21 protein-coding genes are annotated in these 25,091 nt (G+C 67.7%); 10 read left to right on the top strand and 11 right to left on the bottom strand.

Annotation, left to right across the window (positions count from 1 at the left end):
* The first annotated feature begins 85 nt into the window (after window positions 1–85).
* The 5 genes from E6J58_08685 to E6J58_08665 all read left to right on the top strand — a co-directional run bounded on the left by E6J58_08685 (window position 86) and on the right by E6J58_08665 (window position 5,921).
* The gene (locus tag E6J58_08685) at window positions 86–967 is read left to right on the top strand and encodes a hypothetical protein (protein TMB38619.1); all 882 of its coding nucleotides are present in this window, start codon (window positions 86–88) and stop codon (window positions 965–967) included.
* Between the two features lie 21 nt (window positions 968–988).
* Window positions 989–2,029, top strand: a complete 1,041-nt coding sequence (hemE, locus tag E6J58_08680; protein TMB38618.1) for a uroporphyrinogen decarboxylase — start codon at window positions 989–991, stop codon at window positions 2,027–2,029.
* A 78-nt stretch (window positions 2,030–2,107) separates the two neighbouring features.
* Entirely contained in the window at window positions 2,108–2,785 is a 678-nt protein-coding gene (locus tag E6J58_08675; protein TMB38617.1) for a DUF4142 domain-containing protein, read from the top strand.
* A 27-nt stretch (window positions 2,786–2,812) separates the two neighbouring features.
* Window positions 2,813–3,823 carry a ferrochelatase gene (gene hemH / locus E6J58_08670; GenBank protein ID TMB38616.1) on the top strand — a complete coding sequence of 337 codons (1,011 nt, stop codon included), beginning with the start codon at window positions 2,813–2,815 and terminating at the stop codon, window positions 3,821–3,823.
* Window positions 3,824–3,860: 37 nt separating this feature from the next.
* Window positions 3,861–5,921, top strand: coding sequence for an APC family permease (locus E6J58_08665; protein ID TMB38615.1), 2,061 nt, complete (start codon window positions 3,861–3,863; stop codon window positions 5,919–5,921).
* A 1-nt stretch (window position 5,922) separates the two neighbouring features.
* Here the strand turns inward: E6J58_08665 and E6J58_08660 are convergent, their stop codons facing one another.
* Complete coding sequence (locus E6J58_08660) at window positions 5,923–6,663, bottom strand: hypothetical protein (GenBank protein TMB38614.1); 741 nt, start codon at window positions 6,661–6,663, stop codon at window positions 5,923–5,925.
* Window positions 6,664–6,806: 143 nt separating this feature from the next.
* Here E6J58_08660 and E6J58_08655 point away from each other — a divergent pair, with 143 nt between their 5' ends.
* On the top strand, window positions 6,807–8,477 hold the full coding sequence (locus E6J58_08655; GenBank protein TMB38613.1) for a WD40 repeat domain-containing protein: 1,671 nt from the start codon (window positions 6,807–6,809) through the stop codon (window positions 8,475–8,477).
* A complete protein-coding gene (locus E6J58_08650) occupies window positions 8,474–9,832 on the top strand; it encodes a WD40 repeat domain-containing protein (protein ID TMB38612.1) in 1,359 nt (452 codons plus the stop codon). The genes E6J58_08655 and E6J58_08650 overlap by 4 nt, the downstream gene beginning before the upstream one ends.
* A gap of 38 nt (window positions 9,833–9,870) precedes the next feature.
* Here the strand turns inward: E6J58_08650 and E6J58_08645 are convergent, their stop codons facing one another.
* Complete coding sequence (locus tag E6J58_08645) at window positions 9,871–11,328, bottom strand: tetratricopeptide repeat protein (GenBank protein ID TMB38611.1); 1,458 nt, start codon at window positions 11,326–11,328, stop codon at window positions 9,871–9,873.
* 45 nt (window positions 11,329–11,373) lie between these two features.
* Between E6J58_08645 and E6J58_08640 the strand changes: the two genes are divergently transcribed.
* Together E6J58_08640 and E6J58_08635 are read left to right on the top strand one after the other, a co-directional pair.
* The gene (locus E6J58_08640; GenBank protein TMB38610.1) at window positions 11,374–12,822 is read left to right on the top strand and encodes an ABC transporter permease subunit; all 1,449 of its coding nucleotides are present in this window, start codon (window positions 11,374–11,376) and stop codon (window positions 12,820–12,822) included.
* Complete coding sequence (locus E6J58_08635; GenBank protein ID TMB38609.1) at window positions 12,819–13,553, top strand: amino acid ABC transporter ATP-binding protein; 735 nt, start codon at window positions 12,819–12,821, stop codon at window positions 13,551–13,553. Before E6J58_08640 ends, E6J58_08635 begins: the two co-directional genes overlap by 4 nt.
* On the opposite strand, the gene E6J58_08630 is transcribed toward E6J58_08635, so the two are convergent.
* The 9 genes from E6J58_08630 to bamA form a co-directional block, all read right to left on the bottom strand.
* Entirely contained in the window at window positions 13,550–14,275 is a 726-nt protein-coding gene (locus E6J58_08630) for a polyprenol monophosphomannose synthase (protein TMB38608.1), read from the bottom strand. The genes E6J58_08635 and E6J58_08630 overlap by 4 nt on opposite strands.
* Window positions 14,272–15,387, bottom strand: a complete 1,116-nt coding sequence (locus E6J58_08625) for a lipid-A-disaccharide synthase (GenBank protein TMB38607.1) — start codon at window positions 15,385–15,387, stop codon at window positions 14,272–14,274. Before E6J58_08625 ends, E6J58_08630 begins: the two co-directional genes overlap by 4 nt.
* Window positions 15,384–15,704 (bottom strand): hypothetical protein, encoded by a 321-nt coding sequence (locus tag E6J58_08620; protein TMB38606.1) that lies wholly within the window; start codon window positions 15,702–15,704, stop codon window positions 15,384–15,386. The genes E6J58_08625 and E6J58_08620 overlap by 4 nt, the downstream gene beginning before the upstream one ends.
* A gap of 2 nt (window positions 15,705–15,706) precedes the next feature.
* Complete coding sequence (locus E6J58_08615; protein TMB38605.1) at window positions 15,707–16,495, bottom strand: LpxI family protein; 789 nt, start codon at window positions 16,493–16,495, stop codon at window positions 15,707–15,709.
* On the bottom strand, window positions 16,492–17,265 hold the full coding sequence (gene lpxA / locus E6J58_08610; protein TMB38604.1) for an acyl-ACP--UDP-N-acetylglucosamine O-acyltransferase: 774 nt from the start codon (window positions 17,263–17,265) through the stop codon (window positions 16,492–16,494). Before lpxA ends, E6J58_08615 begins: the two co-directional genes overlap by 4 nt.
* Before the next feature lie 2 nt (window positions 17,266–17,267).
* Complete coding sequence (fabZ, locus tag E6J58_08605; protein ID TMB38603.1) at window positions 17,268–17,705, bottom strand: 3-hydroxyacyl-ACP dehydratase FabZ; 438 nt, start codon at window positions 17,703–17,705, stop codon at window positions 17,268–17,270.
* A complete protein-coding gene (lpxD, locus tag E6J58_08600) occupies window positions 17,705–18,775 on the bottom strand; it encodes a UDP-3-O-(3-hydroxymyristoyl)glucosamine N-acyltransferase (protein ID TMB38602.1) in 1,071 nt (356 codons plus the stop codon). Before lpxD ends, fabZ begins: the two co-directional genes overlap by 1 nt.
* An 11-nt stretch (window positions 18,776–18,786) precedes the next feature.
* Window positions 18,787–19,359 (bottom strand): OmpH family outer membrane protein, encoded by a 573-nt coding sequence (locus E6J58_08595; protein TMB38601.1) that lies wholly within the window; start codon window positions 19,357–19,359, stop codon window positions 18,787–18,789.
* Between the two features lie 210 nt (window positions 19,360–19,569).
* Complete coding sequence (gene bamA, locus E6J58_08590) at window positions 19,570–21,834, bottom strand: outer membrane protein assembly factor BamA (protein TMB38636.1); 2,265 nt, start codon at window positions 21,832–21,834, stop codon at window positions 19,570–19,572.
* A gap of 1,266 nt (window positions 21,835–23,100) precedes the next feature.
* On the opposite strand from bamA, the gene E6J58_08585 reads away from it, so the two are divergent.
* Window positions 23,101–24,951, top strand: coding sequence for a hypothetical protein (locus tag E6J58_08585; GenBank protein ID TMB38600.1), 1,851 nt, complete (start codon window positions 23,101–23,103; stop codon window positions 24,949–24,951).
* Window positions 24,952–25,091 lie beyond the last annotated feature (140 nt).

Here is a 25,091-nt window from a genome sequence, read left to right as displayed (position 1 = left end):
GCCATCGATCGTCGCTCCGAAAGCCGCCGGTAAAAAAGAGGCGAGATACTAGGAACCCGGTAGGGTCCCGTCAAGGCGAACGTTCATGGCCGACAGCAAGCTCGATCGGGAGTTTCTCCGCAGCATCCTGACGCTCGCGGCCAAGCCCGCGGTGGACCATCTGCTGCTGGTCACCGACCTTCCGCTCTCCAAGGATGACATCCGCGGCCGGCCTATCAAGAAAAAGATCATCTACGCCGTGAGCGAGGAGCAACTCGCGCTCACCCTGCGGAAGCAAGGATACGTCTGCGTCACGGTTCCACCCTACGACTATTCGCGCATCGAGAAGGTGAAAGTAGCGCTGGTCGCCGCGGTCACCGCTGACGCACTGCGCGATGGCGAGGACGTGATCTGCCTGACCGGCCGCACCGGGTCGCGCCTGCCGGACACGGTGGTGCGCCTGCAGATCGGGCGTGGGTTCGAGGAGAAGGCATCCATCGACACGTCGGGGCTCGGCGACGAGTTCAGCCCCCAGGTGGTGGAGGCGCTGGTCTCGCTGGCGATGGCCATCGGGCACGAAGGCTTCGAAGGCCACCCGATCGGCACCATCTTCGTGCTCGGCGACTCGACGGCGGTGATGGAGCAGAGCAAGCAGCTCACCATCAATCCGTTCCAGGGGATTTCCGAGGCGGAGCGGAACGTCCTCGACCCGAAGATCCGCGAGGCGATCAAGAACTTCGCGGTGCTGGACGGCGCGTTCGTGATCCGCGAGGACGGCGTCGTGCTCGCTGCAGGACGGTATCTGCAGGTCGGCGAAGGCAACGTCGAGCTCCCGCTGGGCCTCGGCGCCCGCCACGCCGCCGCCGCGGCCATCACCGTCGAAACCAACGCGGTGGCCATCTCCGTGTCGCAGTCGAGCGGCGCCGTCCGGGTCTGGAAGGGCGGCCAGTCGGTCCTCGAGCTGCAGCAGGTCGCACGGCGGTCCTGATCCCGTGATACATCGCGGCCCGTGTCGCATCGTTTCCTCGATGCCTGCCGCCGGCGTCCCGTCGACAAGACGCCGATCTGGTTGATGCGCCAGGCGGGGCGTTACCTGCCGGAGTATCGGGCCGTCCGCGCGAAGGTCTCTTTCCTCGAGCTGTGCAAGACGCCGGACCTGGCGGCGGAAGTGACGCTGCAGCCGGTCGACATCCTGGGGGTCGACGCCGCAATCCTCTTCAGCGACATCCTCGTGCTCTGCGAGGCGATGGGAATGGAGCTGATCCTGGAGGATCAGGGGCCGCAGTTTCCCTCTCCGCTGGGGACGCAGGCCGACGTCGAGAAGCTCCGCGTGCCCGACCCCGAGGAGAAGCTCGGCTTCGTGATGGAGGCGATCCGCCGGACCCTGAAGGCGCTCAGAGGCCGCGTCCCGGTGATCGGATTCTGCGGCGCGCCTTGGACGCTGGCCGCCTACATGATCGAGGGGAAGACCTCGCGCGGCTTCGAGAAGGCGAAGGCGGCGATCTTCTCCGACGAGAAGCTGGCGCACACGCTGCTGGGCAAGATCACCGACGCGCTGATCGCGTACCTCAACGCGCAGCTCGCGGCGGGAGCGCACGCCCTGCAGATCTTCGATTCCTGGGCCGGCGCGCTCGGCCCGGAGGACTACGCGAGGTTCGGCGCGCCGTACGTCGCGCGGCTGATCGCCGGCCTGAAGCGCGACCGCTCTGAACCGCAGCCGGTGATCGTCTTCGGCGTCGAGACCGGGGAGCTGTTGGGGCAGCTCGCGGCGACGGCCGCGGACGTCGTCGGCGTGGATTGGCGCGTGCCGCTCGATGAAGCGCGCGGGCGGGTCGGACCCGGCGTCGCGCTGCAAGGAAATCTCGATCCCGCGACGCTCTTCCTGCCTCTGCGCGAGCAGGAGAAGCGCGTTGCGCGCGTCCTCGAGCTCGCCGACCAGGCGGGACCCGGGCACGTCTTCAACCTCGGGCACGGTGTGATGGTTGGGACGCCGGTAGAGAGCGTGAAAGCGCTGGTCCGGCAGGTGCACGCCCACACGCCCCTTCGCTGAGCGGCGGCGAGGCCGCGCCCGCCCGTTCTGTTGCGTCCCGGCGCCCGCTGCACAGCTTCAGTCAAAAGGAGACGGGACATGAAGATGATCGCACGCGGAATGGCATGCGCGCTGGCCGTGGCGCCGGCGCTTGCGCATGCCGAGGACAAGTCGACGACGAAGACCACTTCGAAGGACGCGGCGCGTACCGACGCGAACCCGATGAACACGCCGGACACTGACAAGCCGGGAAAGAAGTCCGCCGCCGCGGACGAGAAGATGACCGATGCGCGGCTGGTCACCCTGCTCCATCACGTCAACCAGGACGAGATCGCCGCGGGCAAGCTCGCGCAGCAGAACGGCCAGAGCGCGGACATCCAGAAGTACGGAAAGCAGCTCGTCGAGGATCACACCAAGTCCGACGCGGACGTGAAGGCGGCGGCGAAGAAGGCGGGGATCTCGCCGAGCGAGACGGCGCTGACGGCGCACGATCGCGAGATGATGCGCACCGACAAGAACAAGATGGACCAGCTCAAGAAGATGAGCGGCGCCGAGTTCGACAAGACCTTCGCGCAGGTGCTGGCCAAGGATCACGACCACATGGTGTCGATGCTGCGCGACCACAAGGAAGATCTAAAATCGCCCGAGCTGAAGCAGCTCGTCGACAACACCATTCCAGTGCTCGAGCAGCACAAGGACATGGCGGAGAAGGCCGGGCGCAACACGCCTCAGCCCCAGGGTCGTTCGCCCGCGCCCGAGAGGCCGCAGCAGCGATAGCCGCGGCGACCTGCTAAACCACCGCGGGTGATCCCGCTCCGGCGTCCCTCGACAGCGCCGCACACCGGCGTCCTGCTGCTGAACCTGGGCGGCCCGGACTCGCTCGACGCGGTCGAACCGTACCTGGAGAACCTCTTCCGCGATCCGTTCCTCATCCGCATCCCGCTGCTCAAAGGACCGCTGCGCCGCTGGTTCGCGCGCGCAGTCGCCCGCCGCCGCGCGCCACACGCGCGACAGCTCTACGCCGAGATCGGCGGCCGCTCGCCGATCCTTCCCCTGACGGAAGCGCAGGCCCGGAAGCTCGAGGAGGAGCTCGGTCCGGGGTTCCGCTGCTACGTCGCCTTCTCCGCGTGGACGCCGTACATCCGCGACGCGGTGGCGAGGGCGCGCGCCGATGGGTGCACCCGGCTCGTCGGCGTATCGCTGTATCCGCAATGGTGCTCCGCGACGACGGAGTCCGCCTTCTTCGATCTGCGCAAGGCAGTCGCCGGATCGATGCCCGTAGCGGCCGTCGATCGATATCCCGAGGACGCCGGCTACCTCGACGCGCTGACCAGCACGGTGCAGGTCGCGCTGCGGCGCTTTCCCGACCCTGCGCGCGTGCACGTCCTCTTCAGCGCCCACGGCGTGCCGATCAGCCTGATCCGCCGCGGGGATCCCTACGAGCGCGAGATCCACGCAACCGTCGCCGGCGTCGTCCGGCGGCTGCCGCCGGGGCAGAAGTGGTCGCTCAGCTACCAGAGCAAGGTCGGTCCGGTGAAGTGGCTGCAGCCGGCGACGATCGATCACATTCCCGGCCTGGCGCGGCAGGGAGTGCGGGAGGTGCTCGTCGTTCCGGTGGCGTTCGTCTCCGATCACGTCGAGACGCTGCACGAGCAGCGGATCCTGCTTCGCGGCGTCGCGGCAGAGGCCGGCATCGCGCGGTACGAGGTCGCGAACGCGATCAACGACTGCCGCCTCTATGCGCGGGCGCTCGCTCGGCTGGTGCGCCAGGCGCTCGATTCGACGCCGGTTTTCAAAGTCCCTGCAGGGCGTTGAATCGGCGGTCGCGGATTCGTGCTACGGAAGGCCGCTCATGGAGCAACCCGCGCCTCTGCCGGCGCCGAGCACCGTGCCTGCGCCGCAGCCGAGCTCCGAGCCGCCTCCGGAGGGTGGGCGGCGATCCAGGTGGCAACGATTCAAGCGGGTCCTGCTGGGTGGCCCGAAGGACATCCAGGATCCGCAGCTCTTCCATACGCTTTCGCTGGCGGCTTTTCTCGCCTGGGTCGGCCTGGGTGCGGACGGTCTGTCCTCCAGCTCGTACGGACCGGAGGAGGCGTTCAAGAACCTCGGTGAGCACCAGTATCTCGCCATCTTTCTCGCGCTGGCGACCGGCTTCACCGTCCTCATCATCTCCGCCGCCTACACGAAGATCATCGAGCATTTTCCGTTCGGCGGCGGCGGATACATCGTCACCGCCCGCCTGATCGGGCCGCGTGCCGGCGTGGTGAGCGGCGCGGCGCTGCTGATCGATTACGTCCTCACCTGCACCACCTCGGTCGCGGCTGGCGGGGAGGCCATCTTCAGCAACTTCCCCGCGGAATGGCACTCCTGGAAGCTGCCGGTGGAGCTCGCCGCCATCGCCGTGCTCACGGTGCTCAACCTGCGCGGGGTGAAGGAATCGATCCGGGTGCTGATGCCCATCTTCCTCACCTTCCTCGTCACGCACGTGCTGCTCATCACCGGGAGCATCGGATTCCATCTCGGCCGGACCGGCGAGGTGGCGCACAGCGTCGCCAACGGCCTCTCGCACGACCTCGGCACCATGGGCTTCCTCGCCCTGGCTCTGCTGTTCCTGCGCGCGTACTCGCTGGGCGCCGGCACGTACACCGGAATCGAGGCTGTCTCGAACGGGCTCTCGATCATGCGCGAGCCGCGCGTGCTCACCGGCAAACGGACGATGGTCTACATGTCGACGAGCCTCGCCGTCACCGCCGGCGGGATCATCCTCGGGTACCTGCTGATGGGCGTCCAGCCCGTCCCGGGGAAGACGATGAACTACCGCCTCGCCGAGATGATGGCGGGCGCGTTCCACCTCGGACCGCTTCCGGTGGGGCAATGGTACGTCTTCATCACCATCGCCTCCGAGGCCTTGCTCCTCTTCGTCGCCGCCCAGGCCGGGTTCATCGCAGGTCCGCGCGTGATGGCGAACCTGGCGCAGGATTCCTTCCTGCCGCACCGGTTCGGCGCGCTCAGCGATCGACTCACCATGCAGAACGGCGTGCTGCTGATGGGCGGCGCGTCGTTCCTGATGCTGCTCTACACCCGCGGCTCGGTCGACGCGCTGGTGGTGATGTACGCGATCAACGTCTTCGTCACCTTCGCGCTCAGCCAGCTGGGCATGATCCGGTACTGGCGCCGCGCCGAGACGCAGAAGCGCCACGCGGAGTGGCGCCGGCCGCTTGCCATCGCCGTCATCTGCTTCGTCGTCTGCAGCTTCATCCTGGTGGTGAACCTGTTCGAGAAGTTCACCGAGGGCGCGTGGCTGACCGTCGTGGTCACCGGCACGCTGGTCGGCATCTGCATGCTGATCAAGCGGCACTACAACGGCGTGTACGCGAGGTTGAAGCGGCTCGATCAGATCCTCGGGGCGCTCCCCACGGTGACGCCGACGAAGCCGCTGGTCGTCCAGAAGAACAAGCCGACCGCCGTGTTGCTGGTGGGAGGCTTCTCCGGCCTGGGCATCCACTCGCTGCTCACCATCATGAAGCTCTTTCCCCGCTACTTCGTGAACGTCGTCTTCATGTCGGTGGCGGTGGTGGACAGCGCGACCTTCCACGGCATCGAGGAGGTCGACCGCGTGCGCGAGCAGACGGAAGAGGCGCTGCGCAAGTATGTCGACCTCGCGCGCGGGATGGGCATCCCCGCCGACTACCGCATGTCGATGGGGACCGAAGCGGTGAGCGAGTGCGAGAGGCTCGCGGGCGAGGTGGCGAAGGAGTACGAGCGGAGCATCTTCTTCGCGGGAAAGCTCATCTTCGAGCGCGAGCGTTGGTGGGACCGCGTGCTGCACAACGAGACGGCGTACCAGATCCAGCGGCGCTTGCAGTTCGCGGGGTTGCCGATGGTCGTGCTGCCGGTTCGCGTGCTGGAGTAGGTCAGTCCATCAAGAAGTCGTGAATCGACGGAATCTCGGGGAGCACCTCGACCGGCCGTCGCGAGTGGTCGGTGTCGAGGTGGACGACCTGGGCGTCGGGGAAGGCGAGCTTGTACGCATTCACGTGCGTGGGCTCGTTGTCGAAGGCGCAGGCCAGCGCGCGCAGCTCGCGCAGCCGCGCGTGGCAGATCTCCTTCCAGCGATCGTCGTCGTCGGCTAGCTGTGGCTTGAGCCAGAGCTGGACGCGCTCGCCGTCCGGCATGGGGAACCCCGCTCGCTGGAAGCTCTCCAGCGTTCCCCGCTCCATCTCCTGGTGGCGTCCGGTGATGTAGAGGATCTCGCCGCCGGCCGAGAGCACTTCGGATAAATATTCCCGCGCTCCCGCGACCGGCGTGTCGTCCTTGCAGTACTCGCTGGTGAAGAACCGATCGAGCCAGAAGCCCCGCAGCTCGGGCACCATCGCCGCGATCTCGGCCGCGGTCGCGCCGCAGAGCCGGAGCGTGTCGCGCAGGTCCCAGGAGATCACCGCTTCGGGCTGGCACCCCTCGAGCCGCCGGTCGCCGCGCAGGGTCCCGAACTCGCGAACGATGCGCGCCTGCCGGACCTTGTTCACCAGGATGGTGCTGTCCAGATCGAAGGCAGCAACCGGCCGGCTGGGGCTGATGGCGGCCAGGGCGGCCCCCAGGACCTGAGTCTGAGCGGCGCGATCTGCGCGGGAACCGAAGGGAATTCCGGTCGCCATCCGAGGGACCCAGAAGTAGCAGACGCCCCTGGAGTGGGAAAGCCGTTTCCCCTTTCCCCCCAATGTCCCGCAGCGGGTTGGGCGTTGGCCCGCCACTCGCAAAGAAGCGGGGCCCCGCGCAGGTGGGGTTGGGGGGAGGCGTCGTGGCGAAAGTCTGGAAGTGGGCGCTTGCGGCTGCGGTGGTGGTTGGGGCGTGCGCGAAGAGCCATGTGGTGGAAACCGGGGATCCGATCGTGGTGAAGCCCGATGGCGGCGTCGACGCGGGCCCGCCCGATGCCGGTCCTCCTGACGCCGGTGACGCCGGACCTTCGGATGCGGGACCGACCGCGATCTTCGGGACGCCGGGTCCGTGGCCAGTGGCGAACGTCACCTACGGATTCGCCGACGGAATCCAGGAGGCGCCGGTGGTCGGCGTCTCGACGGACGAGCCGATCCAGACGACCGACGGCGGAGTGGCGCAGAACCGCTGGATCGCGACGAACTCGGCGCTGTACCTGGTCCGCCCGGACAAGTCCATCCACCGATTCGACGAGCGCGACGGTCTCCATCTCCAGGGCAACCCGGTCACATACTGCGCCGACCAGTACTTCGCGAGCGGGGACAAGAGCTGCCGGAACGGCGCCGCATGGGATCCCGGCATCAGCGAGATCGTCGGCGGCGGCCCGAACGAAGTCTTCGTCGGATACTGGGGCAATCACAACTGGGCGGATCTCACGTTCGACGGCGAGTGGTTCGACGTCTACCGCCACACCGGCAAGCTCGACCGCGTCCGCATCAAGACGGATTCCAGCGGAAATCCGGTGCTCGACAAGAGCGGCAACATCGTCCTGGACGTAGCCCGCTTCGACATGGTGTCCGGCAACAGCCCGCAGTTCTGGCACAACCGCACCGTGTTCCGGATGGTCTACGACCACTTCGTCCACAAGCACGAGCTGTACGCGGGGACCGAGCACGGGGTCGTGAAGTTCTCTCCCGATCTCTACTTCCCACCGCCCGACAACTGGCCGTTCGTCGCCAACCTCTACTGGATGTCCGACCACCTGCACCCGGTGACCTGCAAGCACCAGCTTTGCACGGACAATGAGAACCTGAACCTGCAGATGATGGGCGAATGGCGCGGCCTCGCCCTGTCCGCCGCAGGAGACCTCTGGGTCGGTGGGAAGTGGAGCGCGGGAAAGATCTTCTACGCGCCGCTCAACGCGGAGTTGAAGGCCGACGGCACTCCCGATCCGGAAGGAAAGACGGGTTGGTTCCAGCGTGGCGGCGACGCCTTCAAGGATCAAAAAACCGGACTCAGCTACGCCTTCGGCAACGTCTTCTGCGGCACGAATGGCATCGTCAATGTCTGGAACGGCAGCTCCTGGCAGACGCAGTCTTGCTCGCCGATGTCAGGCACACCGCCCGTCTTCTGGCCGCCGGCTCCGGGCGACCCGGTGGGCATCAGCGCTGTCACCGAAACGCCAGACGGAAAGAGCTGGTGGGCGAGCGGCCCCTTCGGTGGCGATCCCGCCTATGGCCTCGCTGTGTTCGACGGGCACAAGTTCAAATACTTCGACCCGATCAACGACGCCGGAATGCTCGAGTACCACGTCGTCGACATGGTCGCGCTGCCCGACGGGCGCCTCGTGCTCGCCTCCCAGAGCACCGGCCTGACCATCTGGGATCCCGACAAGAAGAAGCACGTCTCCATTCGCGCGGGCCAGGGAATCCCCGACGATCAGATCATGGGGCTGGAGCTGGATACGATGGTGAATCCGCCCGCGCTGCACGTGGCCACGCGGGGAGGCGCGGCCGTGCTGAGAGTGCTCCCTTGAGACGCGCGCTCGCCGCCGCCCTGCTCGCAGCGGCGTGCGGCGGCGCGAGCTCCCGGTTCGGCGGGCCGAGTCCCTGGGGCACCGGCGACGCGACGTACGGCGGCGCGCAAGGGATCCTCGAGCGGCCGGTGATCGGCGCCACGACCGACGAGGCGCAGAACCTCTGGGTGGCCACGCACGCCGCGCTCTACGTGATGAAGCCCGGGGAGAGCGCGTTCCGCCGATTCGACGCGCGTGACGGGCTGCATCTACAGGGGAACCCGGTCCGGTACTGCGACGCGGACATCGCCGGTGGCGACCGCAAATGTCCCATCTACGGCGCCGCCGCGGACCCGGGCATCAGCGAGATCGAGGGCGGGGCCGCGGGCGAGGTCTTCGTCGGCTACTTCGGCACCGACGACGGCAGCGCGGACTGGAGCGATCCGAACCGGCACACCGGCAAGCTCGACCGCGTCCGGCTGGGCGCGAACGGAGCGCTGCAGGTGGACCGCTTCGATCTGGTCTTCAGCGACAGCGCGCAGTACTGGCACAACCGCACCGTGCAGCGGCTTCTCTACGATCATTCCCTGCATCCGCACGAGCTGTACGTCGGCACCAACCACGGCGTCGACCGCGTGCTTCCGGACAAGTACCGCCCCCCAAATCAGGGCGAGTGGTTCCTCGCCGCCACGCACGACTGGCTCGCGGACCACCTGCATCCGCAGGTCTGCTACCACCGCGCCTGCGACAGCTCCGAGAGCAACCTGCGGCTCGGCGACTGGAAAGGGCTGGCGCTCTCGACCGATGGCAACCTTTGGGTCGGCGGCCGTTGGACCGGCGGGCAGATCCGCTGGACGTCCGATCTCGGCCGGTGGGTGAACCGGCCGGGAAACGAGATCTTCAGCGTCGCCTTCGGCGACCCGTACAAAGGGCCCTGCGGCTCGGCCTTCTGCAACCAGCCGGTGTTCATGGTGCCGGCGGAGGGCGACGTCATCTCGGTGCAAGCTGTCGCCGTCGCGACGGACGGACGCGTCTGGTTTGCGAGCGGGCGAACGACCAGCTCCGACGTTTCCCGCGGGCTCGCCGCCTGGGACGGCAAGTCGTTCCGGTATTTCGATCCGCAGAAGGACGCGGGGATGGCCGAGAGCGACATCCGCGACATGGTGGCGCTTCCCGACGGACGGCTGGTGCTCGCCGGAGCCAATACCGGCCTCGTGTTCTGGAATCCTCAGACCGGCGCGCGCACCGCGTTGCGCGCAGGCGGGGACCTGCCGGACGATCACGTTTTCCGGCTCAAGCTGGATCGGATGGTCGATCCGCCGACGCTCTACGTCGCGACGTACGGCGGCGCTCTCGCCTTGAGGAAACTGCCTTGAAGATGCGAATCCGCAAACCTGTCCGTCGCTAGCCGCGCCTACAGCTCGACCGGAACTGGGTCTTCGTCCTTCGCGGTGTTCGCCAGCGCGGCCTCCGCCGCCACGCACACTTCGCGCAGCTCCGGCCGCTCCTTCCAGCGGCGCAGCTCTGGCTCCTCGCAGGGAAGATGGTTGTTCCCTTCCCCGCGCGCCTTCTGTAGCTCGGTGACCGTCTCCGCGTACTGTTCCTCCCTGGCGCTGAGGATCGCGAGGTCCGCGTGCGCGATGCCCCGCGTGCGCGCCTCGTCCTCGCGCGTCGCGAGCTGAAGGCATTGCTCGAGCGCCTGCCGCGCCAACGGCAGATTGCCGCTCCTCAGATAGACGTAACCGAGCCGGAGCGCCGCCGTTGGCCGCGGCGGACTTGCCTTCAGCGCCTGCTCGAGCAGCGGCAACGCCTTCGCGTCGCGACCCGCGTCGATGTAGCGGGACGCCGTCTCGATCAGCAGCTCCGGATTTCCCGGATCGAGGCCGAGCGCCTTCTCCGAGATCTCGATCGCCTCGTCCATCTTGCCCACCCGGGCAAGCTGCCGGCCCTTCTTCCCCATCGCCCAGGGATGGTTCGGCGAGAGCTGCAGGTATCGATCGAAGATGGCGAGCGCCGCCTCGTCGTCCCCCTGCTCCATCCGGTCCTCGGCCAGATATCCGAGCGCGTGCAGGAAGCCGCGCCGCGCGATCACTGCCGCCTCGAGGACCGCTCGCCATCCGGCGGCATCCCGCATCTTCCACGCCGCGAACGATTCGGCGAGCACCGCCAGCGGCACGAATCTGCGCGCCTGCGCCCGTCGCGCCTGCTTGCGGGCCAGTGCGAACTTCCCTCGCGCAGCGAGCGTCACCGCCAGACCGGCGCGCGCCAGACCGAGCCTCGGATCTGCCTGGAGCGCCGCCCTGCATGCTCTTTCGGCCGCCGCGAGGTGATCGGGCTGCAGGGTGATCCGCGCATGCGCTCCGAGCGACTGGCGCGCCAGATGCTTCCAGCACAGCGCGGCCTGCTCGAGCGCCGCCGCGCTTCCCGTCAAGGGGCCCAGGGCCAGACCCTGCGCGCCGAACAGATCGACGCCGATCTTGTGCGCCAGCGCCGGAAACGCGGAGCGCGGTCCTTCCTCCTTCGCTTCCACGACCGCCTTGGCTTCCGCGACCTTCGTCCGGCGCGCGGCAATCCGCCACTGCCCTTCTTCCAGCCACACCTCGCCAGTGACCACGTCCGACGCCCCGAGCGGGCGCGCAAGCTCGAGAGCGCGCGCGGCGACGGCGGCGTCGTCGAGCCGCAGGTCACGGCGGCGCAGCACCGCGTCGAGCTGTTTCAAGGTAAGGAAATCGTCCCTGTTTGCCTGCACCAACACATCGACGATCGCTTCGGCGACCGCGATTCCGGCGGCCGGTGGAGCGTCGCCCCTGGGCACGAACGGCACCACCAGGACGGTCTCCGACGCGAGCAACAAGGCGAGCAGCACGCCCATGGTCAAATGCTACCAGCGAGTCCGCGGCCGAGGTAATTTCCGGCGATGCCGATCGGCGCCTTGCCGCTGGCCCTGCTCCTCGCGGCTTCCGGCCTCTCCCGGGTGCGTGCGCACGGCGAGATCCGCTGGGGGGGAGACTTGCAGGGCGGCGAGCCTTACGTCTTTCGCGATCCCCGCGACCCGGACAAGCTGGTCGGCTTCGAGGTCGACCTGGTGCGCGCGCTCGCGGCGAAGCTCGGCGTGCGTGAGCGCTTTTTCCAGAACGACTGGTCCAACCTCGTGCCCTCGCTCGAGCGCGGCGATTTCGACATCATCGTCAACGGGCTGGAGGACACGCCGGCGCTGCGCGGCCGCATACTGCTCTCCCGCCCGTATTTCGACTTCACGGAGCAGCTCGTGGTCCGGCGCGGCTCCAAGCTGCGCACGCTGGATGCTTTGCGCGGACATCGCGTCGGGACGCTCGCCTCGTCGCTCGCGCACCAGATCCTGCGCTCGAAACGCGCCATCGAGGTGGTGCTCTACGGCGGCCAGGAGGAACCCTACCGCGACCTGCAGCTCGAGCGGACGGACGCCGTGCTGCTGGACTCGGTCATCGCGCAGCGCTACGGGCTCACCAAGCCGGATCTCGAGCTCGCCGACGCCGACGTCGCCCGAGGATCGTACGTCATCGGGCTGCGCAAGGGCGACTCGGACTTGAGGGATGCGCTGAACGCGGCGCTTGCCAAACTCGACGCGGAGGGAGAGCTTCGCCGCATCTACACGCGCTGGCACCTGCCAGAGGTGCCCAACACCACGCCTTCGATTCAGGTCACGACGCCTCCACAAGCGACGTTCGACCGCGCCCAGGTCATGCTCTTCCTCGTCGGCGCCGCGGTGACGCTGTCGATCTCCCTGTTGTCGATGGCGCTGGCCGTGCCTCTCGGCTTGATGCTCGCCCTCGCCCGTCTGTACGGCCGCGCTCCCGTGCGTTGGCTGGCGCACGCCTACATCGAGCTGTTTCGCGGCACACCGGTCTTGCTGCAGCTCTTCATCCTCTATTACGGGATGGCGCCCATCGTGCACCTGTCTGCGCTCGAGGCGGCGATCCTGGGGTTGGCGTTGAATTACGGCGCCTACGAGGCGGAGGTGCATCGCGCCGCCCTTCTCGCCGTTCCCGCCGGGCAGAGCGAGGCCGCGGCGGCGCTCGGCCTCTCGCGCTGGCAGTCACTGCGGCTGGTGCTGCTCCCACAGGCGTTGCGCACCGCCTTGCCCGCGATGACCAACGATCTCATCGCGCTCTTGAAAGACAGCTCGCTCGTGTCGGTGATCACGGTCGTGGAGCTGACCAAACAGATGACGATCACCGCCGTGGACGTGCGCTCGTGGGCGTTGCCCGGCGCGCTGTGTGCGACGCTCTACTTCGCCATGAGCTATCCGCTGGCCCGGCTGGCGGCGCGGCTGGAAGCCAGACTCGAAGCGGCGGGCGAAGAACCCGTCGTGGCGCCGGCCACATGATCGTCCGCGTGCGCGGGCTGCAGAAGTCGTTCGGGACGCGCCAGGTCCTCCGCGGAATCGACGCGGAAGTGGCGCGCGGCGAGACCATTGCGGTGGTCGGGCCGTCGGGCGGCGGGAAGAGCACGCTCCTGCGCTGCCTCAACGGGCTCACCTCCTTCGACGCCGGGACGGTGGAAGTCGCCGGGTTGACGCTGGCCCCAAAGACTCCTCCCGATGCGGCGGCGCTGCGCCCGCTGCGTGCGCGAGTGGGACTGGTGTTCCAGGGATTTCACCTCTTTCCGCACCTGACAGCGCTGCAGAACATCTGCGTCGCGCCGCTGCACGTGAAGCGCGAGCCGCGCGACGCCGTCGAGGAGAAGGCGCGGGCGCTCCTCAAGCGCGTGGGCCTGGGTGATCGGAGCCGAGCGCGCCCGGCGCAGCTATCGGGCGGACAGCAGCAGCGCGTTGCCATCGCCCGGGCGCTCGCAATGGACCCCGAGCTGCTGATGCTCGACGAGCCGACGAGCGCGCTCGATCCCGAGATGCGCGGCGAGGTGCTCGCGGTGCTGCGCGATCTCTCGGGCACCTGCACCATGCTGGTGGTGACGCACGAGATGTCGTTTGCGCGCAACGTCGCCTCGCGAATCTGGGTGTTCGACGACGGGAAGCTGGTCGAAGACGGGACGCCGTCGCAAGTGACGGAGCACCCGCGCAGCGACCGCGCCCGCGCCTTCTTCCGCGCCGTTCGTTAGGCCGCGGAACGCTGGTTCGCCTTTGCGTCGAAACGGATCTTCCACACCATCCAGAGCGCTTCGGCGACGATGCCGCGGCTCATCTTGCTCTTGCCTACCCTCCGGTCGACGAACGTGATGGGCACCTCGACGACCTTGAAGCCGCGGCGAATGGTCCGGTAGGTGAGCTCGATCTGGAAGGCGTATCCGCTGGAGCGCACCGACGCGAGATCCATCGCTTCCAGCACCTTGCGCCGGAAGCACTTGAAGCCTCCCGTCAGGTCGCGGATCGGCAGCCCCAGGATCGTGCGCGCATAGAAGCTGCCGCCGCGGCTCAAGAGCCGCCGTCCCGCTCCCCAGTTCACCGTGCTGCCTCCAGGGACGTAACGACTGCCGAGCACCAGGTCGGCGTCGGTGCCCAGCAGGACGGGCAGCCGCGCGGGGTCGTGCGAGAAGTCGGCATCCATCTCCAGGATGCGGCCGTAGCCGGCCCGGAGCGCCTCGGCGAATCCGGCGAGATAGGCCCGGCCAAGACCTTCCTTGCGCTGGCGGTGCAGCACGCGCACGCGGGGATCGCGGGCCGCCAGCTCGTCGGCGAGCGCTCCCGTGCCGTCCGGCGAGTTGTCGTCGACCACGAGGACGTCGAGCGCCGGCGAAGCGGCGAGGATGACGGGAACGATCTGCGGCACGTTCTCGCGCTCGTTGTAGGTCGGCAGGACCACGCAGGCGCGGTTCTCGTTCACGGCGGCGAGCTCTCCAACAAGCCGAGGACCTCTTCCGCCGCGCGGCGCGCCGCTCGCGTCGATCCCTGCGGCGCCAGCTCGGCTCGCACTTCGTTCAGCGCCTCGAGCTGCGCCGCCCGCTCCGGCGTCCTGGAGAGCAACGGCTCCAGCGCGGCGGTCATGCGGTCGGGCGTGCATTCGGCCTGCAGGAGCTCCGGGACCGCGGCACGTCCACAGATGAGATTGACCAGGGAGATGAACTTCACGCGCACGAGCATGCGCCCGATCCACCACGTCAGCCAGCTCGTCCTGTACACGACGACCATCGGGGTGAGTTGCAGGGCTGACTCGAGCGTGGCGGTCCCGCTGGTGATGATGGCGGCGTCGGCGCGCGCCAGGACCTGGGGCGCGCCGCCGTCGACGAGCTCGACATCCCGGGGAGTCCCGAATAGCGAACGATCGATGGTAGGCGCGACCGGGACGATCAGCTGCAGACCCCGACGACGTGCCTTGAGGCGCCGCGCCGCCTCCAGCATCGACGGCCAGATACGCCGGATCTCCTGCGCGCGGGAGCCGGGGAGAAGCGCAAGCACGCCGTTGAGGGCGCGCTCCGGAACGGGCGGCCGCAGCCCGTCGGCCAGCGGGTTCCCGACGTAGACGGCGGGTACGTGATGCGCCTCGTAGAAACGCGCCTCGAACGGCAGGATGACCAGCATGCGCGCGACGTCGCGCGCGATCTGCCGGACCCGTCGGGTTCGCCATGCCCAGACGCTCGGGCCGATGAAGTATGCGACGGGAATGCGGTGCATCCGCAAGCGTCGCGCCAGGCGCAGATTGAAGTCCGGGCTGTCGATCAGCAGCGCGGCGCGAGGACGCCGCTCGCGAGCGGCGTCGTAGAGCATGTCCATCGCGTCCAGGATCCGGGGCAGCGCGGGGATCACCTCCGCGATGCCCATCACCGAGATGTCTTCGGCGTGGACCAGCGCCTCCAACCCTTCCTGGCGCATCCGCGGTCCGCCGGCCCCAAAAACACGCAGCTCAGGCTGGAGCGCGCGCAGCTCGCGCAGCACCGCCGCGCCGTGCAGATCGGCGGACGCTTCCAGGGCGACGACGAGCAGCTCCGGCGCGCTCAAGCGACCTGCTCGAGATCGAGCTTCGGGCCGTCCTTCTCCAGCGCCTCGCGTACCAGGCCGACCAGCCGCAGCGCATCCTGCGGCGGCTGACCGCGCGAGCGGATGACGATGCGGACGTCGTGAGCCTGCGCGTAGGGATAGAGCTCGCGCATCTTCCCGTCCAAAACGAAGCTGGCGTACGCGTTGAGCTTCTCCTGCAGGAGCCAGACCGCGCGCGGCAGGAGCCACTCGCCGCGGTCGATGTCGATGTACAGCCGGAGCTCGCGCTCGCCGGCTTCCTTGCGGATCTCGTCGATCTCCGCCGTCGTCGCCAGCACTTTCAGATTCCTTCCACCGCGATGCCGGCCTGGTCCGCACGGGCAACCAGCTCGGATCGATCGAGTACGAGCGTGGTCCCGGCTTCGACGGCCAAGGCAGCGCACCTCGCCACCGCGCAGGCGTCGATGGTTGCGGGTCCGACGGTGGGCACGTCGAATCGATCGTCCTGCTGCGGCTTGCGCGCCTTCACCACCACGGCGCCAGGAGCGAAGGCGCCTCCGCGGGCGATGCAGGCGTCGGTTCCCTCGACCGCTTCGGCCGCGAGCACGACGCCCCGCTTCACCACCACCGTCTGCCCGACGTCGGCCTGGCCCAACGCGCGCGCCGCGGCGAGCCCGACCAGGGCATCCGCGCGCTGCTCGTCGGTCAACCTGCGCTTTCCCAGCGGTCCACGCGGAACCAGCAACTCGGGCACCAGCGGGAGCGGCGAGACGATGCGCAGCCCCTCTTCCTCCAGCGCATCGGCGATCGCCCTCAGGCCCGCGTCGTCGCCGGCGCCCCGCAGGCGGGCCAGCACTTTGAGGCCGAGCCAGTCGGGGCGCAGATCGAAGAGCTTCGGCTTGCGGATGCCGCCGACGAGCACCGCCTCGGTGACGCCTGCCCTTCGGAGCACCTCGACGATACGGCCGAGCTGGCCGACCTTCACCCAGGCCGCGGCGGTGACGGACGGATCGGTCTCGCCTTCGTGCGCCACGGTGACGACGCTGCGGCCGGCGCGCCCGGCGGCTTCGGCGAACAGGACAGGCAGGCGCCCCGATCCGGCGATGAGCCCGATCGGCGCGGCGGTCACCGCGCGATGCCCCGCTCGGTTCCGTCGAGGAACGCGACGAAGTGGTCGATCTCCGGATGGCCGCCGTACTCGGCCTTCACGTGCGCGACGGCCTCGCGCAAACCCATCTTGCTGCGGTAGACGATCTTGTACGCGCCCTTCACCCGCGCCTGGGCATGTTCGTCGAAATGCGCGCGGGTGAGACCTACCGTGTTGAGGCCGACGACCTCCGCGCGGTCACCCTGTACGGTGACGTAGGGCGGCACGTCCTGCGTGACCATCGCGCCGCCGCTGACGAACGCCAGGCGCCCGATGCGGGTGAACTGGTGCACGGCCGCCAGGCCGCCGAAGATCACGTGGTCTTCCACCACCACGTGGCCGGCGAGGGCGACGGAGTTGGCGAGGATGCAGCCGTCGCCGAGCTGGACGTCGTGCGCTACGTGGCTCTGAGCCATCAAGAGGCATCCGTTCGCGATCCGCGTCACTCCTCCGCCCCCGGCGGTGCCGATGTGCACCGTCGAGAACTCGCGGATCCGGTTGGCCTTGCCGATCACCAGACGGGTCGGCTCTCCTGCGTACTTGAGGTCCTGCGGAATGGCGCCGACGGAGGCGAACTGGAAGATGACGTTCTCCTCGCCGATGGTCGTGTCACCCTCGATCACCGCGTGCGGGCCCACCCGCGTGCGCGCGCCGATCTTCACCTTGGGTCCGATCACCGCGTAGGGGCCGACCTCGACGCTGGAGTCGAGCTCGGCGTGCCTGTCCACGATCGCCGTCGGATGGATGGCCAACGTCAGTCCTTTCTGTCCGCGATCATCGCCATCATCTGTGCCTCGCTCGCGGGCTGGCCGTCCACTTTCGCCTCTCCGGCGAGGCGCCAGATCGCTCCCTTCTGCCGCTCGATGCGCACGTAGAGATCGAGGCGGTCCCCGGGAACCACCGGCCGCCTGAACTTCACCGCGTCGAAGGACATCAGGTAGATCACCTTCTGCGAAGGATCGAAGGGCGCGCCCTCGTACGCGAGCAGCGCTCCCGCCTGCGCCAGGGCCTCGAGCTGGAGCACGCCGGGCATCACCGGTTTGCCGGGAAAGTGCCCCTGGAAGAAGAGCTCGTTGAAGGTGAGGTTCTTGTAGGCGTGGATCCGCTGGCCCTTCACCACTTCGACGACGCGGTCGACGAGCAGAAAAGGGTAGCGGTGCGGCAGCGCGGACAGGATTTTCTCGAAGTCCATCACTTTCGCTCCTTCTCCAGCTGCTCCACCCGCTGCTGCAGCTTGCGCACTTCGCGCAAGAGGTCGGGAACGCGCGGGAGGGCAGCGCTCATGCGCAGCCAATCGCGGTGGGCGATGGCCGGGTAGCCGCTGAGCGTTTCGCCTTCCTGCACGTCGTGGGCGACGCCCGATTGCGCACCGATGCGCGCTCCGTCGCCGATGCGCAAGTGCCCGACCACGCCGACCTGACCGGCGAGGATGACGCCTTGCCCCAGCTCCGTCGACCCGCTGATGCCGCATTGGGCGACGAGCAGACAGAGGGGTCCGACGTGCACGTTGTGGCCTACCTGCACCAGATTGTCGATCTTGGTGCCGCGCCCCACCACCGTCTCGCCGAGGGTGGCGCGGTCGATGCAGGAGCAGGCGCCCACCTCGACGTCGTCCTCGACGCGCGCGATTCCCGCCTGCGGCACCTTGCGGTGGATGGGGCCGTTGCCGTCGCCCTCCAGGTCGAAGGCGAAACCGAAGCCGTCGCTGCCCACCACCGCGTTGGGTTGGAGGATGACGCGGTCCCCGACGATGCAGCGCTCGCGGACCACCGCGCCGGGCCAGAGCAGGCAGCCTTCGCCGACGCGGGCGCAATCGAGCACGCGAGCCCCGGCATGCAGCGTCGTATGGGCGCCGATCTTCGCGCCCGGGCCCACGTAGGCGCCGGGGGAAATGGCGGCGGTGGGATGGACGTCGGCGGTCTCGTCGATCAGCGCGCCGCGCTGGATCCCGGGCTCGACGACCAGCTCCTCGTGGAACAGCGCGCTCGCCTTGGCGAAGGCGACATAGGGCTGCGGCGCGACCAGCCGGGCAGCGGAAGCGGGAACGTGAGGGACGTCGTCCTCGGAGACGATCACCGCCCCGGCACGGGTCGCGGCAAGCTCCTTGCGGTACCGGGGATTCGCGTAAAAAGCGATCTGCGAAGGACCCGCCGACTCCAGGGGGGCAACGCCCGACATGCCGTTCGCGGCGGGGCCGCGCAGCTCCGCTCCGATGCGCCTTGCGAGCTCCTCCAGCGAGAGTTGCGTCGCGTCGGTGCGCACGGGACCGCGACTTACTTCTTGGGCGGCGCCGGCGGCGGCGGCTTCGCGGGCGTGGCCGTCTTCGCCGCCTTCGTCTCGCCCTTGCCGAAGCGCTCGTTGTAGCGGCGCACCACTTCGTTGGTCATGTCGGAGGCAGCGGGAGCGTAGAGCAGAGCGGCCTTGTCGAGCACGAAGGTGAAATTCTCGCGGTCGCTGATTTCCGCGACCACCTGCAGCAGCCGCTTGGAGATGCTCTGCATCGCTTCCTGCTCCTTGCCGGAGAGCTCTTCCTGCATCTGCCCGGCGGCGGTCTGGGCCTCGAGGAACGCCTTCTGCAGCTGCTCCTGCCGCTGGCGCTTCGCGTCGTCGGAAAGGACCGGCGCTTGCTTGTCGTAGTCGGCCCGCATCTTCTCCAGATCGCCGCGCTTCTTCTCCAGATCGCCGCGCTTCTGCGCGAGCTCCGCCTGGAGGCGGCCTCGCGCGGCCTTCCCTTCCTCCACCTCCTGCACGGCACGCTGAACGTCGACGTAGCCGATCTTCATGCCCTGCGCGAGCGCACCGCGGGCAGCGACAACCAAGGCTAGGGCAACGAGGAAACGACGCATCTTGTGTCCTTCTCTCCGGTATTTGGAACCGGCGCACCCTAATGGGACGGGGGCGGCGGGTCAAGGCCGAAGGCCGGCCAGGCAAGCACAGTTTTCTCTCTGGACGCGCGGACGGGAAAAAGGTTCACGCTCGCGTGTACAGCCTCGAGCAGCCCGCAAAACCGCACCTTCGGTACGGCAGCGGAACCCGCGGCTTCGGCGCGGGAGCGGCTAGAAGAAGTTCCCGATCGTGAACTCGAACAGATACGAGTCGTCGATGGGCCTGCGGGTGAGCGGAAAGCCGACCTCGAAGCGCAGCGGGCCGAGGGGTGAGAACCAGCGGAGGCCAAACCCCGTGCTGTGGAAGAGGCCCAGCGGCAGGGTCCCGCCGCGCTGCGAGCTCTGGAAGAAGTTCTCCTTCTCCGAGAAGACGTTGCCGGCGTCGTAGAAGACGACGCCGCGAAGGCCGGCCGCTCCGAAGATGGGAAACTCGATCTCCCAGTTGGTGATCAGCTCCTTGTTGCCTCCGACAGGGAACTCGACGATTCCGGCGTTCGGCTCGCTGACCCCTGCGATGGGCAGCGTCGGCGAGATGCTGCGCAGGGTGTAGCCGCGGATGGAGTTGATGCCGCCTTCGAAGAATTTCTCGCTGATGGCGACGGGATGGTTGATGGGATCCGTCGCGCGGATGTAGCCGACCGAGATGTTCGTCTTGAACACCATGCCGAGCACGAGAGGCCGGTAGAATCGCTCGATCACGCGGAAGCGCTGGAAGAGGTTCTGGCTGCCCAACAGGGACGACGCGAATTCCGCCGACGCCGACTCGAGGTGGCCGTTGGTGGGAAAGAGGCGGTTGTCGCGCTTGTCGTAGTTGAAGGAGATGCGGATGCTCGAGGTGCGGCCCGCGGTGAACTGGTTCGCGAGCACGTCCTGCGTGCCGACCGCGGCGGTCACGTTGACCTGCTCCAGCGTGTAGGTGAGGAAGAGACGGAAGTCCTCCAGCCAGGGCGCGACGTTGCTGAAGTCGTATCCGGCGGTGAGCGATCCGCCGTTCGCCGACCGGTCGAATCCCGAGAAGAGCAGCTCGCTCCGGTACAGATCGATGGAGCCGGTCCATTGCGTGTCGAGCACGTACGGGTCGAGATAGCTGAGCTGGAAGAGCTGGCGGATGCTGGAGATCTGCAGCGAAAGAGAAGCGGTGTGGCCGTATCCGAGGAGGTTGTTCTGCGCGAGCTGCGCCTGGCCGAAGAAGTTCTCCCCGCCGGCAAAGCCGAAGCCCACCTGGAACGTGCCGGTGAGCTTCTCCTTCACCGACACCTCGAGGATCATCTTGTCGTCCGTGGTCCCTCGCTTCTGGTTGATCTCGACGCTGTCGAAGAAGCCGAGGGCCGTGACCCGCGCCTTGGAAGCGCGCACGCCGGTGCCGCTGTAGAGATCTCCCTCCGCGATGCGCATCTCGCGGCGGATGACCTTGTCGCGGGTCTTGTTGTTGCCGACCATCTCGATCTTCTCGATGGTGACCGGCTGGCCTTTCTGGAACACGTAGGTGAGATCGACGAGCCTCTTCTCGGCGTCGACGGCAGTGTCCGGAGTGACGTTGGCGTAGGCGTAGCCCTTGTCCTTGTAGACGTCGAGGAGCCGGTTCATGTCGTTCTGCAGGCGGGTCTTCGAGAAGCGCTCGCCGCTGCGCGTCCCGATCAACCCGAGCAGCTGTTCGCGAGGGACGAGCAGGTCTCCTCCGACGTCGATCTTGCCGACGTCGAAGGGATCGCCCTCCTCGATGGGCATGGTGATGAAGATGTAGCGCTTGTCCGGAGAGAGCTCGATCGCGGGCTTGCCGAATTTCACGTAGATGTAGCCCTGGTCGAAGTAGAGCCCCTGCAGCACCACCTCGTCGCGCTGGAACGCCTCCTCGCGGTAGGTCCCCGCGCCGGTGAGGAACGAGAACGGACCGCCTTCCTGGGTCAGCATCGCGTCCTTCAGCTCGGAATCGCTGAGCGCGTGGTTGCCGACGAAGCGGACCTCCTTGACCGTGATCTTCGCGTGCTCGTTGACCTGGAAGATGACGTTCACTTCGTTGTTCGGCAGCGGCACGATCTTCGGCGTCACTTCGGCGAGGAAGAAGCCTTTCTCCACGTACTTCTCCTGCATCTTCCTCGCCGACTTCCGCACCGCCTGCTGATCGAGGATCTGGAACGGCTTGACCTCGATGGTATCCTTGAAATCGTCCTTGGAGAGCTCTTCGTTGCCCTGCAGCTTGATCTCGCGCACCGCCGGCTTCTCGCTGACGAGCACGGTGAGCGTGTACCCGGTGAGCGGCGGCTTGGCGGCGCTGACGTCGAGCTTGACGTCGTTGAAGTAGCCCATCTTCCAGACTGCGAGCAGGGCGCTCTTCAGCTTTTCCCTGTCGTAGCTGTCGCCGGGCTTCATCGGCATGGCGGCGCGGATCGCGTCGGTCTCGACCCGGCGGTTCCCCTGCACGTTGATTCGCGCGATCGTCCCCGTTTCGGGAACTGCCGCGGCGGCCTCCGCCGCCGTCTGCCCCGTCGGGATCGTCGGCGCTTCTCCGACCTTTTGCTCCGGTGCGCCGGGCGTCGCCGGCGTTCCCGCCTCGCCGGCTGCCGGACCTCTTTTCTCTCCCGCCGTCGCGGGCTGTCCGGGCGTCGCACCCTGACTCGGCGGCCGCGCCGGCGGACGCTGCTGTGCGCGGGCCGCCGCTGCCGCGAGAGTCAGGGTAGCGAAAAGAAGGACCGTCCGCATGGTGCGAGGGCGCGGACCCTAACCGAATTCCTCTGGAGCGACAACGGGAAAGGTCCGGGCCGCGGCAAGGCGAAAAGTGGCGCGCAACACCGTCGCGAATCGTCACTCGCACCCGACCTTCGCATCAGCGGATTCGGCCACGCGCCGCGAGCAGCGATGTCCGCGCCGCGGGCGCGCTACCGATGTCCGCTCAATCGAGGTGCCGCACGAGGGGCATCACGCGCTCGTTCACGCGGCATCTTGAAAGATCAGACATTGTCATGCTGCGCGCACGCGCCGATTTCATGTCAGCCCCCCGCTACGATGTGACTTCTCCGCATCCGCCGCGAAGCCGCGCGAGAAGGCGCGCGCGGCGTCCCTGCTCCCGACGACTGTTCCTTCGCACGGGATCACCTGCAGTCACGGCAACGCCCACGACAACGGCCGCGATGGAGAGCTGGTTCTCGGCGATGACCTTCGAGCTCAGTGATCGCTTCGAGACACACGCCGACGCGAAGGCGAAGCCCGCTGGGCAAGGTGCTGAAGGGCCAGGCAGGCGCAAAGTGAGGTTGTGGCGGGAGCATGGGAGGGGACCGCTCGCGCGAGAATTATTCTCCGGTAATATTGACGAGCAGCGGATCCGGCCCGCTTTGGCGAGTATGCCGCGCGCGGTTCTCGATCGTCGCGGCATCGCGGACATTCGATCCCGCAAGCTGCCAAAGGGGCGAGCAGAGAAGCCATCGAGCCCCGAGTCAGTCAGTCGAGTCGTCGCTCCCTGGGACCATCCTTCTTCAACAGGACGCGCAAGCAGACCGGCACAACGGCTCACCGTTGCGCCGCGCTCGGACTTGACCTCCGTCGGGTGCGCGCGCAGAAGGTGCGCGGGGAGCGCCTGCACCACGGTTCCATGCGCGCAAGTTGCAGTCACGTTGGTTTCGCATCGGATGCAGCAGCACGCCAGAACCGTATCCGCAAATCCGCGCGCCCCAGGAACCTGTTGACGGTTGGAGAGAGGGAAGATCAATGAATCACCCAATCCGAGCGACGCTGTTCATGCTGGTCGCGCTCGTTTCGATCGCGACGCTCCTACCTGCCACCGCGCAAGCCCAGATGAGAACCAACAACACCACCGGCTGTACGGGAAACACGGTCAACTACAATCCCGGCAACGGCGAAGACATCGTCGTGGCCAAAGGCTACAAGGTCGAGCGCTTCAGCAAGATCGACCTGAACTTCCCGACCGGCATCGCATTCACCGGTAACAAGAACGACTTCAAGGTGCTGGTGCTGGAGTCGGGACACGGCTTGCCCAGCCGCTGCAACGACCGTACGGACCCGGCCTATGGAGGGCCATTCTCGCCGACCAATCCGTTCACCCCGGACATCCTGGTGCTGAACAAGGATGGCACCTTCAACTCCGGACCGTTCGCAAAACCCACGGGGCCGGGGAACGGCTTTCAAGCCGACGGTCCCGCGATCGATATCGCCTTCGAGAACCAGGCGCAGGGCGGCAGCCTGTTCGCGACCGACTCCAACCAGAGCATCCGCACGTCCGGTAACAACAACAGCTCGCGGATCGTCACCGTCGACCTCAAGGCGAACACGGTCACCCCGTGGATCGTCGGTCTGCCCACCGGTGACCATCCCGCCGAGCAACTCGAGTTCAAGGACGGCTGGATCTACTGGTCACAGGGCTCGACGACCAACTCCGGCGTGGTAGGCCTCGACAACGGTGGTGGTGCCAACCAGCAGGACATTCCGTGTCAGGACATCGTGCTGAGCGAGCATACTTTCCCCTCGCCCGGTGGAGTTCGCACCAGCGGCTATTCACCCCACGGCGTCCAACGACCCGGTGCGACCGTGAAGGCGTTCGACAGCGCCACGAGCGCCGGCATGTGCGACGGGGCGATTCTCAGAGCGAAGCTCCACTCCAAGAAGCCGCAGGACACGATCGAGCCCTTCTCGTGGGGCTATCGCAACCCGTACGGCATCCGCTTCGCGCCCAATGATCACGCGCTCAAGGGCGGGCTCTTCGCCAGCGAGAACGGCGAGGACGAGCGCGGCGCGCGCCCGACGAACAACTCGCCGGATCGGCTCCAGCTCGCCCAGCAGAACGCCGACGGCAGCCCGGACTATCACGGCTGGCCGGACCGGTTCGGCTTCCTGGCCTCCACCTCAGCGGTGTTCAACCCGGTGGGCGGGCCGGGCGATGACCTCTGCCAGCCGCCGAATCCGCCGTTCCCTGCGTGCAGTTCGCTCGTCACGGCGCACACCCCGGCCGGCGATGTCCCCGTGCAACCCATCCTCGCGCACCCACCGCAGCCGATCACGGCTCCCCTGGCGCTCGAGCCCGTCGACGTCGCGGCCGTCGGCCTCGACTTCGCCCCCGACTCCTTCGTGTTCGGCGTCGTCCGAAAGGGAGCCTCGCTGGTCTCCCGGGAGGGCGATTTCGGGTTCTCGAAGGAGAACGGTGAACCCGCGGCGGGACACGACATCGAGGTGGTGAACTTCAGCCGGCCCGGTGAGCCCTTCCATCTCGAGCAGTCGAGGTTCGCGTTCAACTGCAAGCAGTCGGATCAGTTCCACGACCCGGACGGCACGCCGCGCTGCAGGGGGGACTACGATCAGGCGTTCGTCGAGACGCCCGCGCTGCGCGGGATCAACCGGCCGAACACGGCGATGTTCGGCCCCGACGGCGCGCTCTACCTCGTCGATTACGGCGCGGTGCGCGACTTCGGCCAGAGCGATCCTCGCTCGGGGTTCCGTAGCGCGCCGGAAAACTGCGTGCCCTCGGACCCGGCCTGCCGATACAACGGCCCGCTCGTCCAGATCCCGCAGACCGGTGTCATCTGGAGGATCAGCCGCGATAAGTAGGAGCAGCGAGGCGTACGATGCGGCCGTAGATCGATAAATTGCGCGCGTGTCAGGGCGCCCGCGAGAAGGTGCAGGCCCGGGCGCCCCGTCTCGCGAGGAATCGCGGGCCGCCGCGCAGGTGAGGCTTCTCATAGCTGGCC

The sequence above is a fragment of the Deltaproteobacteria bacterium genome (assembly GCA_005879535.1).
GTDB lineage: Bacteria > Myxococcota > Myxococcia > Myxococcales > 40CM-4-68-19 > 40CM-4-68-19.
This window is presented reverse-complemented; position numbering and strand designations above follow the sequence as displayed.

Excerpts from the sequence above, each read along its gene's own strand:
- E6J58_08665 (TMB38615.1), top strand. The coding sequence starts at position 3,861 with ATGGAGCAACCCGCGCCTCTGCCGGCGCCGAGCACCGTGCCTGCGCCG.
- E6J58_08635 (TMB38609.1), top strand. The coding sequence starts at position 12,819 with ATGATCGTCCGCGTGCGCGGGCTGCAGAAGTCGTTCGGGACGCGCCAG.
- E6J58_08640 (TMB38610.1), top strand. The coding sequence starts at position 11,374 with ATGCCGATCGGCGCCTTGCCGCTGGCCCTGCTCCTCGCGGCTTCCGGC.
- E6J58_08660 (TMB38614.1), bottom strand. The coding sequence starts at position 6,663 with ATGGCGACCGGAATTCCCTTCGGTTCCCGCGCAGATCGCGCCGCTCAG.
- E6J58_08685 (TMB38619.1), top strand. The coding sequence starts at position 86 with ATGGCCGACAGCAAGCTCGATCGGGAGTTTCTCCGCAGCATCCTGACG.
- fabZ (TMB38603.1), bottom strand. The coding sequence starts at position 17,705 with ATGGACTTCGAGAAAATCCTGTCCGCGCTGCCGCACCGCTACCCTTTT.
- E6J58_08675 (TMB38617.1), top strand. The coding sequence starts at position 2,108 with ATGAAGATGATCGCACGCGGAATGGCATGCGCGCTGGCCGTGGCGCCG.
- E6J58_08585 (TMB38600.1), top strand. The coding sequence starts at position 23,101 with ATGAATCACCCAATCCGAGCGACGCTGTTCATGCTGGTCGCGCTCGTT.
- E6J58_08595 (TMB38601.1), bottom strand. The coding sequence starts at position 19,359 with ATGCGTCGTTTCCTCGTTGCCCTAGCCTTGGTTGTCGCTGCCCGCGGT.
- E6J58_08645 (TMB38611.1), bottom strand. The coding sequence starts at position 11,328 with ATGGGCGTGCTGCTCGCCTTGTTGCTCGCGTCGGAGACCGTCCTGGTG.